The organism is Nitrososphaerota archaeon (assembly GCA_011605775.1).
GTDB lineage: Archaea > Thermoproteota > Nitrososphaeria > Nitrososphaerales > JAAOZN01 > JAAOZN01.
Window position 1 is genome coordinate 17275 of the sequence record JAAOZN010000092.1, and the last position, 12175, is coordinate 29449.

Below are 12175 nucleotides of genomic sequence, written 5' to 3' on the forward strand. Positions count from 1 at the left end.
AGCTCTACGGCGGCTACGATCCCGGTGGTAAGGAGAGCTCAGCAGCGTTCGTGGTTGTGCGCCTAATCGATGAATACCTCTATGTGGTGCATAGCGTCAGCAAGCGTGGGCTACCCTACACACACTTCACAGCAGAGATAGCCGAATACCATAAAGCAAACCGTCTAACCAAACTTTGCGTAGACCAGACTGGCTTGGGCAACCCGATCTTAGAGCACTGCTTAGAGTTGGGGTTACCTGCAGAGGGCATAACGCTAACGGCTAAGATGAAGCAAGAAATCCTCTCTGAATTAAGGATGCAGATGGTGAAGCGCAGTAATACCATACGATAGCAACCTAGTAAACTCGCTGAACGCCATAACATATACGAAGGGTAGAAGCGGCGGATACCTCTTCGACAAGAAAACCGGGTACAGAGACGACCTAGCATACGCCTTAGCTCTAGCCTGTTGGGGTGCGGTCAAGGGTAGATCTGGCGTCTTAGTGAGGCTCTAGAATGCTCGTCAAAGTAAGGTTAGGCTTTAAGGAGCCGAAGAAGATCTTCAGGTTTGATAAGGTGTTCAAGGAGAAGACCGAACCATCTGAAAGAGCCATAGGGGTAAGCGAAGCGTTCGGAATCGATGTAGGCGTAGAGAGGGAGGAGATACTCTACCAAGACCTCGCCATAGACATAGAGCCAAAGGATGTCATCTACATAACAGGCGACTCAGGCACAGGGAAGTCAACCCTCCTAAAAGATCTAGCAGAAGCCTTAGGCCGCTACCCAGCCTTCGGAAGGGTCCTCCAAGACAAAGATGTAGAGATCAACCAAGACTACGTGCTCGTAGAGGGGTTGGGGTCAACCCTAGAGGAAGCGATCCAATATCTGAGCCTCGCTGGGTTAAATGACGCCACACTATTCGTCAGAAGGTATCGAGATCTGAGTGAGGGGCAGAAGTACCGGTTCAAGATAGCTAAGATGCTCTCCATAGGTGCAGACACTCTCATCTTCGATGAGTTCTGCTCACTCTTAGACCGAGAGACCGCTAAGGTGGTTGCGTACTGTGTTCAGAAGATGGTGAGAAAGGTTGGCGCTACGCTCATCATCGCCACATCACACAGAGATCTATTCGAGGATCTGCAGCCAGACATCTATATAGTGAAGGGGTTCGGGCGAGAGATCCGGGTCAAATACTGCGAAGCAGATAGAAGCAGACCCTGCACCATCCTCAGAGAGGTTGAGATCAAAGAGGGCACACCAGAAGACCTACACAGCCTCGAAGCCTACCACTACAGAGGAGGAAGGCTTCACAACATAAGAAGAATCTACAAGGCTGAGCTCAGAGGCGAAACCATCGGGGTGATCGCCTACAGCACCCCACTCTACTCGTGCGCAGGCAGAACCAAGTACTTTGGTAGGAGAGTGAATGTAGAAGAGCTGAACCGAGACTTCATAACAATATCAAGAGTCATCGTACACCCAAAATATAGAGGGATAGGGTTAGGTGTCAAGCTGGTTAAAGAGACCCTTGAGAAGACTGGCTACAGATACGTCGAAGCCGTAGCGGTGATGGCTAGATACAACCCCTTCTTCAAAAAAGCCGGTATGGCTGAGGTGCCGTACACATCAACACTCTCCCTAAAGTGCAGAGAAGCCCTAAAGATACTATCTGACTACACCATAGACCCTAGGCTAGCAGCCTCAAAACTCTACATCACAAAGAAGCTACAAACCCTAAACAAAAACCAGCTACAGGAACTCACATCAAGAATACTGAACCTAAACACGACACACTATATCCTCAACTTAGTGCTGAGGAGAAGCGAGCAGAGCATCAAACAGATAGACAACCTAGCCACCCTCATCCAAAAGACAGCAATAATAGCGCAGAGCAAACTATACTACATATGGGAAAACCAACATCAGCATCGTAAACCATAATTACGATACATACAAAATTAAATGGAGTACCACGTGATCAACTTGGTTAAGTCACTTGTTGGAAAGGAGGCATCAGATTCTGAGAAGGCGCATCTTATCAAGATCCTATGGAATGTGGGTAGAGTTCTTCAGCCCCTAGAGATCAACCAAATAATTAACAGTTTACCAAAAGAGTTGGTTGCGGATAAAGAGAAGTTGATAAGGTTCTTATTGTTGACAGCCTTTCTTGATCAACAGGCTGATTCGCCTTCTGCACGGAGCACAGCAATAAAGATACATCAACTATTTGGTGATGACTTGTTTTCAAAACCCCAAGAATGCCTTATACAAATAAATAAGTTGGCAACCATCAAGGATGAATACAAGATTTCACCTGCTATAGGCAGAGTATTGCCCCGTTTTGGCTGGTTCATCTTAAGGGTCGGAGGCTTTTTAACCTATCAAATGATGTTGAATAAGAGTAGGCTGTCCGAAAAGTTCGCTGAATGTAAAACGCCGAAAGAGGCGATTATGCTGCTGCAGAGCAACCCTCTTGTTGAGTCATTCTTAGAGAGAAGGCCGTTAGAATGTATATTTCTTGGATAGGGCACCCTGATTTGGGAATAGATGTATCTAACGGTAAATGGCATAAGTCGCTCTTTGAAATGCCTGTTGATGGACACGTTGGCAAGATTTTCTCGAGAACTGGACTTGTTTCAGAGGTCGTCCACGAAGGGAAGCAGCATAGTGGAGGTCGCTGGAACATTATCGTAGCTTCTAAGATGCGGGTGCCAATACAAGAGGTAACAAACCAATATAGCGAGGATTGCATTATGGTTGACCACGGCGCTTTCCAAATAGGTATTAATTGCTGCCCAGACAATTTAGTAGGCATAGCGTGTGACGTCTGCCCAAGATCCTCCGTCTGTCAAATCAAGTCTAAAATTGGTTGTAAAGGCTATTGCATGCTTCACGACTTTTGCAAAAGGAATTTGGTGTGGCGCGCATACTAATCAGATAATATTAAATACTATCACAACATATGATAATGTGAGGAAAACTATGCCTATGGTTTACGTTTCAGAGAGAACTAAAAAGTTGTTAGAGAAGATTGTTGAGATACTACGTAAGAATACAAACACGCCAGCTAGAATAGTGAAGAGTGATGCAATCCACGCAGCTGTTGAGGAATATGCTAAAAAGCTGGGTGTAAAAGAATGATCTCTACTTGGCATAAAATAATCTTTGGAGATTGCAGAGATATGCACGAAATCCCAGACGATTCCATTCATCTAATGGTTACCTCTCCACCCTACTATAACGCTCCATTTGACTACCCAGACCTTTTCAAAAGCTACGATGAGTTTCTCGAATTGATGAGGGCATTTGCAAAGGAGCTCTACAGAGTTATGGCTCCAGGGAGAATCGCAGCCTTCGTTACAGACGACATGCTTGTCAAAGGAGAAAAGTATCCAGTAGTTTCTGATATCACAAAGATCATGATCGAGGCCGGCTTCAGATACAGAGATAGAATCGTTTGGGAGAAGCCTGAAGGATATATTAGGATTAGCAGGAGGAGTGGCGTGCTTCTGCAGCACCCTTATCCTATGTACTTTTATCCAGATAACATACAGGAGAGCATCATAATATTTCAGAAAGGCAGATTTAATTTTGACTATATTAAAAGTTTGGACCCAAAGATCGTGGAAGCCTCGAGAATAGATTTAAAGAAGTACAGTGAGGAAAAATGGTATCTTACCATCTGGAGGATCACAAACGTTCTTCCATTCGAAAATAGGCTTGAAAAGGGCGTAGCCGCCTTCCCAGAAGAGATACCAAGACGCCTAATAAAACTATACACATTTGTAGGCGAAACAGTCCTAGACCCTTTTCTCGGCTCAGGGACCACGACGAAAGTAGCTAAAGAGCTGGGGAGAAACAGCATAGGCTATGAGATAGACCTTGAACTCAAGGATACCATTTTAAAGAAGATAAACTATAATCAGACCACCCTCGCAAACCACAGATTTGAGATAATAGAGCGCTCAGACGCTAAGAAGCTCAGAACATTCCTCCAAGAAAAAGTGAAAAACCAACGCTCAGTAGTGAATAAAAACACAATCAAGATTACATCAGCAACATCAACAGATAACAACTACGCCAAAACCCACATAAACACACTTTAATCACAATAATCAAAAAAGCTGTTCGCTGGCGAGTTTGTAAGTTTTACTTGAAAACTTTGATCCAATTGTCTTCCGCATATTCACCATTTTTAGAAGGAGATGAAGATGCGGGCCCGCCGGGACACCCGGAACCCTCTCTTGGGTTTTTCGGACCCGGGACCCCCGGGTTAAAAGCTTCACCGAGGCTCTTTGCCTCACCGGTGCTCTACCTGGCTGAGCTACGGGCCCGCTGTATGGAGGGTTTAAGTAGGGACTATTATCTCTTTATGTTGGTTTGGAGAGTGGGTTGCTGGCTGAGTTTCCTTTTAAGAAGGCGGAGAATCTTAGGCGTGTGCTTGTGGTTACTCATAGGAATGCTGATGTTGATGCCTACGCTTCAGCGTACGGTGTTGCGCATATTCTGAGGAGGCTTAACTCTAGGTGTGTGGTTGCGGTTGCTGCTCCAGAGGGGCTCAGCGGTTTGGCTAGGGTTGTGCAGGCTGAGTACCCTCTTGAGGTTGTGTCTTCGCCTCGGTTTGAGGAGCAGGATATGGTGGTTATAGTGGATACTGGGCACGCGCAGCTTCTGAGTGATTGGGTTGAGCCGATTAAGAGCGTTGAATGTAGTAAAGTGCTGATAGATCACCACCCTCATTCGGAGAGTGTGAAGCAGCTCGTAGACCATCTGCTGGTAGATGAGGAGGCGACCTCAACTAGCGAGATCGTGCTCTCCATACTTGAGGCGAAGCATATGAAGATACCTCAGAAGGTCGCTGAAGTGCTCCTATTGGGTCTTATGACAGACACAGCTGGTCTAAACTTAGCCGAATGCACAACGCTTGAGAACGCCGTCAAACTCTGCAGATGTGGCGCTTCACTCGCCAAGGCTAGGCAGATGCTCCGAGTCAAGAAGGATGCGTCTGAGAAGATAGCTAGATTAAAGGCTGCTCAGAGGCTTAAGATCTACAGGCTTGAGGACTGGATCGTAGCGGTAACACACGTAGGCTCTTACCAAGCCTCAGCAGCAAGAGCTCTAATAGACTTGGGTGCGGATGTAGCTGCAGCGTTGGGTGAAGTCGATGATGAGGTGAGGGGGAGCCTTAGGGCTACTCAAGAGTTCTGTGAGAAGAGTGGCATACACCTTGGGGTGGATGTTGCTGAGAAGGTTGGTGCTGCGCTACAAGGTGCAGGTGGAGGTCACGCTGGTGCGGCATCATTCACAGCAAAAAGACCTCTACAAGAAGCTGCGGATAAAGTATTGCTCACCTTGGCTAGGAAGGTTGATGCTCCGCTTCAGGAGATAACTTAGTTTAGGTAAGGATTTAATATAGCTGGTTTTGCAGCACGATATGCGCCTTGCCGAAGATCATTGAGATAAAAGGGTTCACATTCTACTACTCAGGCTCAACAAAACCAGCACTCAAAGACATAGAGTTGAGCATAGAGGAGGGGGAGATAGTAATCATCGCAGGCCCGAGCGGATGCGGCAAATCAACGCTACTAAGAAGCATAAACGGGCTCATACCACACATGTACAGCGGCACATACATAGGTGAAGTCTACGTCAACGATCTGAAGGTGAGCGAACACCCGATCTCTGAAATAGCTAAGCACGTGGGCTACGTCTTCCAGAACCCTGAGAACCAGATCTTTATGTTCACGGTTGAGAGGGACGTAGCCTTCGGCTTAGAGAACCTCGGCTTACCTAGGGATGAGATTAGGAAGCGGGTTGACTGGGCTATCGACCTACTCGGCATAAGAGAGATTGCGCATAGAGCGCCCCACGAGATTTCAGATGGGCAGAAGCAGAGGGTTGCGATAGCTGGTGTGTTGGCTATGAAACCCAGACTGCTGATACTCGATGAGCCAACCTCTCTCCTCGACCCACTCAGCGCACTCGACCTCATAAACACGGTCAAACATCTACACGACACACTAAACCTTACCGTGCTCATCGTGGAGCACAGGCTTGATCTCCTAGTTTCGATAGCGGATAGGCTCGTGGTTATGGATGAGGGTAGAATCCTCTACAACGGTAAACCGAGGGAAGTGCTGAGCGACGAGAGCCTCATAACAATAGGTGTTGGTGTACCTTCAATCGTAAGGTTGCAGCACCTCTTAAAGGACGCCTGCAACTTTAAGACGCTCGCTCTAACACCCGCTGAGTTTGTGGAGCAGATAGTTGAGGTCTTAAGATGATCGAGTTCATCAACGTCTCCTACATACACCCGACAGGCGTAAAGGCATTAGATGATGTTACTATTCAGTTTAGGCAAGGCGAACTAGTAGCAATAGTGGGTGCGAATGGTGCCGGGAAGACCACGCTGGTTAAGCATATGAATGGGCTTCTTAAACCGACGAAGGGCACGGTCAAGGTCTTCGGCTACGACACGACCCAGCAGACTGTAGCATCGCTTTCAAGGAGGGTCGGGATAGTCTTTCAGAACGCAGACCACCAACTCTTCTCAGACACCGTTGAGCACGAAATAGAGTTTGGGCTGAGGAACTTTGGCTTCAGCGAAGATATCGTAGCGCAGAGGGTAGAGTGGGCACTAACCTTCTTCGGGCTAAAAGAGTATGCCAACACTTCACCTATGATGCTAAGCGGAGGCGAGAAGAAGAGGCTCTGTTTGGCTGCTGTGTTAGCTTGGAATCCAGATGTGCTGGTGCTCGATGAACCCACCGTGGGTCAAGACCTCCTTCACAAGGAGAAGCTGGAGCAGATAATCCGCCTACTATTAACCCAAGGTAAGACCGTGATCGTGGTTTCACACGACATAGAGTTCCTCTGGCCTATGCAGCCCAGGACAGTCGTTATGAGTAGGGGTAAGATCGTAGCTGATGGTCCTGCGAGTAAAGTTTTCACCGACGATTTTATCTTGTCTACAGCTAGGCTGATAAAGCCTCAGCTAGTTGAGCTTTCGCAGCGCCTCAAGGTGGATAGCGTAGATATTTTCGACAACATATATACAGCGAAGCGCTGGATCTTGAGTAGAGTTAGGTGTTCGTGATGTATTGGCTCGCTAACGCCTTCATATTCCGAAGAAGGTATTCACCCATACACATCCTAGATCCACGTATAAAGCTCCTTATTTCAATCGAACTATTTACGCTCTCACTAATCAGCTCAACCGTAGCACACATAGCTATAACCTTAGCTGCGATCTTCGCGGTAGCAGCTTTAGCCAAGATCTTGGAGCGGATGTACCGCACCCTCTTGTTCTCAGCAGCCTTCTCCATACTCATCTTCGTAATAAACTTCTTGGTAGGCTACTCCATCCTAACATCTCTTGTACTAGCCGCTAGGTTCGTAGCCATCGTAGGCTCAACCTCACTATTCTTCCTAACAACCTCACCAGACGAGCTGGAGTATGTGATGAAGTGGTTCAGACTACCGCAAGATGTGGTCTTCGCCTTCGTCACAGCGGTCAGATTCGTACCAGTCCTCATGCTAGATGCCATCCAAATCATGGATGCGCAGAAGTCTAGGGGGCTGGAGCTTGAGCGAGGGAACTTCATCAACCGAATCAAGAAGCTAGCACCCATACTAATACCACTAGTAGTAACCGCCGTAATAAGGAGCAGCGAGCTAGCAGAAGCCATGGAGGCGAGAGCATACGGCGCGGTCAAGAACCCAACATCACTATACACCCTAACCCTAAAGAGAAGAGATAAGTTGGTCGGGATACTAAGCGTAGTGATCTTTGCAGCGTTCCTAATATACTTCCTCAGAGGCTAACACAGCGAAACCAACAAAAACAATGTCGGCGAAGTTGTGAAGAAAACTTTTTTAGAGGGTGTGTTGTGGCGAACCCCGTGTGATTCTTGGCTGCCACTGTTGGTGGGGAAGTAAAGAGTAGCATGATAGGACTTCTAACACTTATCACACAGACCGTATCCCAGATTTCAGACGAGGAGATAGGTAGGTTTGTTGAGAAGATAATGGAGCACAGGCAGAGCAAAATACTAGTTATGGGTGCTGGTCGAAGCGGGATGGTCGGCAGAGCCTTCGCACTCAGGCTTCTACACCTAGGCTACCAAGTCTACATACTTGGAGACACACTTGTGCCATCAATAGGTGCCGAGGACCTCGTTATAGCCATCTCAGGCTCAGGCGCAACCAAGCTCGTAGTCACAGCTGCTGAAGCAGCCAAAGCGGTTGGCGCAGAAATCGCGGCTGTAACATCTTTCCCAGACTCCCCGCTAGCCAAGCTAGCGGATCTAAAGGTTATAGTTAAAGGTAGGGTTATGGACCAAAAGCAAAGTAGAGAAGACTACTTCGCACGGCAGATATTGGGGCTACACGAGCCCCTAGCACCCCTAGGCACACTATTCGAGGACTCCTGCATGGTGTTCTTCGACGCTGTAGTTTCTGTGCTGCTTGAGAAGCACAAGCTCAGCGAAGAGGAGATGAGAAACAGGCACGCAAACATCGAGTAAATAGGCGCAACACTGGCTGAAAACATCTATAAATACTGGCGGTAATAGGCTGATGATTGGGTTAGAAGAAGGTGGTGGGCGATGCCGAGGTTCAAGACCACAGCAGAAATCATGAAGATCATAGGCAATAAGAGCCAGATTCGAAAGGCTTAGCCGATTTTGGCTAGCCCGAATGATTTTGGCGTTATTGCCCACGTAGATCACGGCAAAACTACTATGAGCGATAGCCTACTCGCTGCCTGTGGGCTTCTAAGCCCTTCTGTTGCAGGTCAAGCCCTAGCCCTCGACTACATGGATCTTGAGCAGCAGAGGCAGATGACGATCAAAGCGGCTAACGTGACCCTCTACTACGAATACAATAACATACCCTATGTGCTTAACATGATAGACACCCCTGGGCACATTGACTTCACAGGCAGGGTTACGAGGAGCCTGAGGGCTATCGATGGAGCGGTGGTTGTTGTAGATGCCGTTGAGGGTGTTATGACGCAGACCGAAACAGTCACTAGACAGGCGCTTGAGGAGAGGGTTAGGCCGGTGCTCTACATAAATAAGATAGACCGCTTGGTCAAGGAGCTGAGGCTTACACCTGAGCGGATGCAGCAGTGGCTTGCCGGGATAGTGAACGACTTTAACCACCTTATATCCATCTACGCTGAGCCAGAGTATAAGGAGAAGTGGAAGGTGAGCATTCAAGACAATAGCGTAGCCTTCGGCGCAGCCAAGGACAAGTGGGGCTTCAATCTAGAGATAGCGCAGAAGAAGGGTGTGAGGTTCAGCGACATCTACGAAGCATACACAAAAGGAGCAGTCGCTCAGCTCGCAGAAAATTACCCGCTGCACGAAGCCATCTTAAGTATGGTGATAAAGCATCACCCACCACCTGATGTAGCGCAGAAGTATCGTATCCCAAGAATATGGAGAGGCGACCTAGACTCAGAAGTTGGTAAAGCGCTCCTAAACTGCGATGAAAACGGACCAACAGTAATGATGGTTACAAATGTGGTAGTAGATCCTCAAGCGGGTGTGGTAGCAACTGGAAGGCTCTTCTCCGGCACCGTTAGAGATGGCGACAAAGTGTATCTTATAGGCGCTAAGAGGGAGGAGAGGATCCAATCCGTCAACATGTTCATGGGACCTTATAGGGAAATCGTAGGCGAGCTAGGTGCAGGGAACATACCAGCGCTGCTTGGACTTGAGCACGCCAGGGCTGGTGAAACAGTATCATCAATAAAAGACCTCGTCCCATTTGAATCCATAAAGTATGTTTCTGAGCCCGTGGTGACGGTAGCTGTGGAACCTAAGCATCCAAGGGATCTGCCCAAACTCGTTGAAGCGCTCCATAGGCTCAGCATAGAAGACCCTAACCTCGTGGTGAAGATAAACGAGGAAACAGGCGAGATGCTTATGTCTGGTATGGGTGTGCTGCATCTTGAAATAGCTACCACACTGATTCAGCAGCAGGGGCTAGAGATCGTCACATCGAAGCCCCTCATCAACTACAGGGAGACGATACGGAGGGCTGCAGGTCCTGTTATGGCTAAGTCGCCCAATAAGCACAACAAGATCTACATTAGAGTCGCTCCGCTTACAGAAGAGGAGATCGAACTCATAAGGACTGGGAGGATAAATGAGAACCTAGATAGGAAGGAGATCGCAAAGATCCTTAGAGAAAAAGGCTGGGACGCTGAAGAGGCTAGAGGTGTGGTAGCGGTAGATGAGCGTGGTAACCTCCTGCTTGACTTGACTAAGGGTGTGCAGTTCCTCCAAGAGTCTCTGGACTCGATAAGAGCAGGGTTTGTGGATGTGATGATGACAGGCGCACTCGCCCACGAATATACGAGAGGGGTCAAGGTTATTCTGCACCACTTTGTACCGCACGAAGACCCTGCGCACAGAACCTACGCCCAGCTTATGCCAGCTACCAGAAGGGCGATCTTAGGTGCGATCCTCTCAGCAGACCCAGTTCTACTCGAGCCTATGCTTGGTATAGAGGTTAAGTGCCCTGTCGACATGATCGGCGCGGTTGCGAGCGTCATATCATCTAAGCGTGGTAAGACGCTGAATATTATCCAGAAGGAGACGATGGCTATAGTAGAAGGTGAAATACCAGCCGCCGAAACCTTCGACCTATCAGAAGTTATGCGAGGAGCAACCGCAGGAAAAGCCATTTGGAACACCCACTTCAAATGCTGGTCACCAGTCCCAAGCTCCATGATGATGAATGTGATAAAAGAGATCAGAAAGAGGAAGGGGCTGCCAGAAGAGCCGCCTAGAGCAGAGGAGTTCATAGACAAAGAGTAGAAGAAAGATCAACCCAACGCCTCAAGCAGACCCCTAACCACGCCGCCTTTAATACGCTCCGAGGCAAACCGTTTAAACTCAGCAAGCCTACTTCGATCAAACCCACTACGAGCATACTCCTCAGCCTGCAGCGCCATTTCAAACGCATCGACCTCGCGCACAAGCCTCGCTTCGCTACTCTCGCCATCAACCCACTCTCGCCAAGCTTCGAGGTAGAGGGGCTGAATCTGCTCCGGTAGATCTTTTAGGATGCGTACCATAGCCTCCTCTTCCATAGAAGATTTGTCTAAGCCCTCCTTAACCTCATCTGGTGTGAGATCTCCAATAGACGATTCGGCGAGGTCGTGTATGAGCGCTATTCTAACAGCCTTAAGTGTGTCTAGCTTGAGTAGGTCGCTTAGAATCATCGCAGCCAAGCCGACCCTAAAGCTGTGGTCAGCTACGGATTCAGCACCCTTGATGCCTGCTTTAGTTACCCAGCCTCTGCGTGGTATCTGCTTCAGCCTACCCGCTGCTGAAAGAACCTTCAAGATGCCTATCAAAAGGTTTCCCCAGATTCTTTAGCTGATGTATCCAAGATCCTTCTCTGGTTGCGTTTCCGTGGACTTCTTCATCGACTCAAGTATGCTTCTTAGAACCTCACCTTGCTTAGCCCGCTCCTCAAGTGGTGTGAGGTCGATATCGAGCTTTATCACCTTCTTGAGCAGCGAGAGCACGGCGTGTGACGCCTTTGGATCCATGACATAGCCAGAGGTTTCTCCTAGTAGGCAAGCTCCCTCCATCCCCTTGAGCGCAGCTAACCCTATTATCAGCCCGTTCATCCCCGTAATTGTGCCTTCGCTCATAACGAGCGCACCGTTCTGAACGAGAAGCCTAAGCAGGTCTTGATTAGTAGCAGTTCCAAAGACCCTCGGTGACTTCACAAACTGTCCTGTGATGTATGCTGCGAGTGTAAAGACCCTCTTGACACCAAAATCAGCAGCGAAGTCCAGAACCCTGTTGGAGAGCTCGTATTCAGCTTGAGGGTTTATGGGCTGCGCATCTCCAGTGTAGAGAAGCAGATCACCATTCTGCCCCCTCACATAAGATAACTCGTGCTTACTCAGCTCAGCAGAACCATCTGGTCTAATCAAGACCTGAGGAGGGAAGTTGTATGAGTAGATCGTTGCAAGGGGAGAAGATTTGAGCTCGCTCACAAGAAAGTCAAGCGCGATCTTAGCAACATACCCACTCCCAGGTAGACCACAGATCAGCACAGGCTCCTTTAGTATAGGCTTATCCCAGACCTTGATCTGAATGGTCAACGCTGATCACTACCTTATGCGCCCCTCTAACTTATAACCATAGTTGTATCTGTTGAAGCAAA

The 12175-nt window shown here is 48.3% G+C and carries 12 protein-coding genes, 1 tRNA gene and 1 pseudogene; 11 read left to right on the forward strand and 3 right to left on the reverse strand.

Going from position 1 to position 12175, the window contains the following annotated elements; translation table 11 throughout:
- The first annotated feature begins 50 nt into the window (after nucleotides 1-50).
- The 5 genes from HA494_08260 (at nucleotide 51) to HA494_08280 (ending at nucleotide 4086) form a co-directional block, all read left to right on the forward strand.
- A complete protein-coding gene (locus HA494_08260; GenBank protein NHV97756.1) occupies nucleotides 51-332 on the forward strand; it encodes a hypothetical protein in 282 nt (93 codons plus the stop codon).
- Nucleotides 333-496: 164 nt separating this feature from the next.
- The gene (locus HA494_08265; protein NHV97757.1) at nucleotides 497-1921 is read left to right on the forward strand and encodes an ABC transporter ATP-binding protein; all 1425 of its coding nucleotides are present in this window, start codon (nucleotides 497-499) and stop codon (nucleotides 1919-1921) included.
- Between the two features lie 21 nt (nucleotides 1922-1942).
- On the forward strand, nucleotides 1943-2506 hold the full coding sequence (locus HA494_08270; protein ID NHV97758.1) for a hypothetical protein: 564 nt from the start codon (nucleotides 1943-1945) through the stop codon (nucleotides 2504-2506).
- Nucleotides 2507-2845: 339 nt separating this feature from the next.
- The gene (locus HA494_08275; GenBank protein NHV97759.1) at nucleotides 2846-3121 is read left to right on the forward strand and encodes a hypothetical protein; all 276 of its coding nucleotides are present in this window, start codon (nucleotides 2846-2848) and stop codon (nucleotides 3119-3121) included.
- Nucleotides 3118-4086 carry a site-specific DNA-methyltransferase gene (locus HA494_08280; GenBank protein ID NHV97760.1) on the forward strand — a complete coding sequence of 323 codons (969 nt, stop codon included), beginning with the start codon at nucleotides 3118-3120 and terminating at the stop codon, nucleotides 4084-4086. The genes HA494_08275 and HA494_08280 overlap by 4 nt, the downstream gene beginning before the upstream one ends.
- A 108-nt stretch (nucleotides 4087-4194) precedes the next feature.
- Here the strand turns inward: HA494_08280 and HA494_08285 are convergent.
- Nucleotides 4195-4314: transfer RNA gene (locus tag HA494_08285), tRNA-Lys, on the reverse strand.
- Between the two features lie 58 nt (nucleotides 4315-4372).
- Here HA494_08285 and HA494_08290 point away from each other — a divergent pair.
- The 6 genes and pseudogenes from HA494_08290 (at nucleotide 4373) to HA494_08315 (ending at nucleotide 10809) form a co-directional block, all read left to right on the forward strand.
- Nucleotides 4373-5374 carry a hypothetical protein gene (locus HA494_08290; GenBank protein NHV97761.1) on the forward strand — a complete coding sequence of 334 codons (1002 nt, stop codon included), beginning with the start codon at nucleotides 4373-4375 and terminating at the stop codon, nucleotides 5372-5374.
- A gap of 47 nt (nucleotides 5375-5421) precedes the next feature.
- Nucleotides 5422-6264, forward strand: coding sequence for an ATP-binding cassette domain-containing protein (locus HA494_08295; protein ID NHV97762.1), 843 nt, complete (start codon nucleotides 5422-5424; stop codon nucleotides 6262-6264).
- Nucleotides 6261-7076, forward strand: coding sequence for an ABC transporter ATP-binding protein (locus HA494_08300; GenBank protein ID NHV97763.1), 816 nt, complete (start codon nucleotides 6261-6263; stop codon nucleotides 7074-7076). The genes HA494_08295 and HA494_08300 overlap by 4 nt, the downstream gene beginning before the upstream one ends.
- Complete coding sequence (locus HA494_08305; protein ID NHV97764.1) at nucleotides 7076-7804, forward strand: energy-coupling factor transporter transmembrane protein EcfT; 729 nt, start codon at nucleotides 7076-7078, stop codon at nucleotides 7802-7804. The genes HA494_08300 and HA494_08305 overlap by 1 nt, the downstream gene beginning before the upstream one ends.
- 122 nt (nucleotides 7805-7926) lie before the next feature.
- On the forward strand, nucleotides 7927-8505 hold the full coding sequence (hxlB, locus tag HA494_08310; GenBank protein ID NHV97765.1) for a 6-phospho-3-hexuloisomerase: 579 nt from the start codon (nucleotides 7927-7929) through the stop codon (nucleotides 8503-8505).
- An 81-nt stretch (nucleotides 8506-8586) separates the two neighbouring features.
- Nucleotides 8587-10809: pseudogene (locus HA494_08315) on the forward strand (elongation factor EF-2).
- An 8-nt stretch (nucleotides 10810-10817) separates the two neighbouring features.
- Here the strand turns inward: HA494_08315 and HA494_08320 are convergent.
- Nucleotides 10818-11351, reverse strand: coding sequence for an HD domain-containing protein (locus HA494_08320; protein ID NHV97766.1), 534 nt, complete (start codon nucleotides 11349-11351; stop codon nucleotides 10818-10820).
- Nucleotides 11352-11369: 18 nt separating this feature from the next.
- Nucleotides 11370-12113 (reverse strand): proteasome assembly chaperone family protein, encoded by a 744-nt coding sequence (locus HA494_08325; GenBank protein NHV97767.1) that lies wholly within the window; start codon nucleotides 12111-12113, stop codon nucleotides 11370-11372.
- Nucleotides 12114-12175 lie beyond the last annotated feature (62 nt).

What these genes read in the sequence shown, in the direction of transcription:
- HA494_08270 (NHV97758.1), top strand. Translation starts at nt 1,943, where the DNA reads ATGGAGTACCACGTGATCAACTTGGTTAAGTCACTTGTTGGAAAGGAG.
- HA494_08300 (NHV97763.1), top strand. Translation starts at nt 6,261, where the DNA reads ATGATCGAGTTCATCAACGTCTCCTACATACACCCGACAGGCGTAAAG.
- HA494_08265 (NHV97757.1), top strand. Translation starts at nt 497, where the DNA reads ATGCTCGTCAAAGTAAGGTTAGGCTTTAAGGAGCCGAAGAAGATCTTC.
- HA494_08305 (NHV97764.1), top strand. Translation starts at nt 7,076, where the DNA reads ATGTATTGGCTCGCTAACGCCTTCATATTCCGAAGAAGGTATTCACCC.
- HA494_08280 (NHV97760.1), top strand. Translation starts at nt 3,118, where the DNA reads ATGATCTCTACTTGGCATAAAATAATCTTTGGAGATTGCAGAGATATG.
- hxlB (NHV97765.1), top strand. Translation starts at nt 7,927, where the DNA reads ATGATAGGACTTCTAACACTTATCACACAGACCGTATCCCAGATTTCA.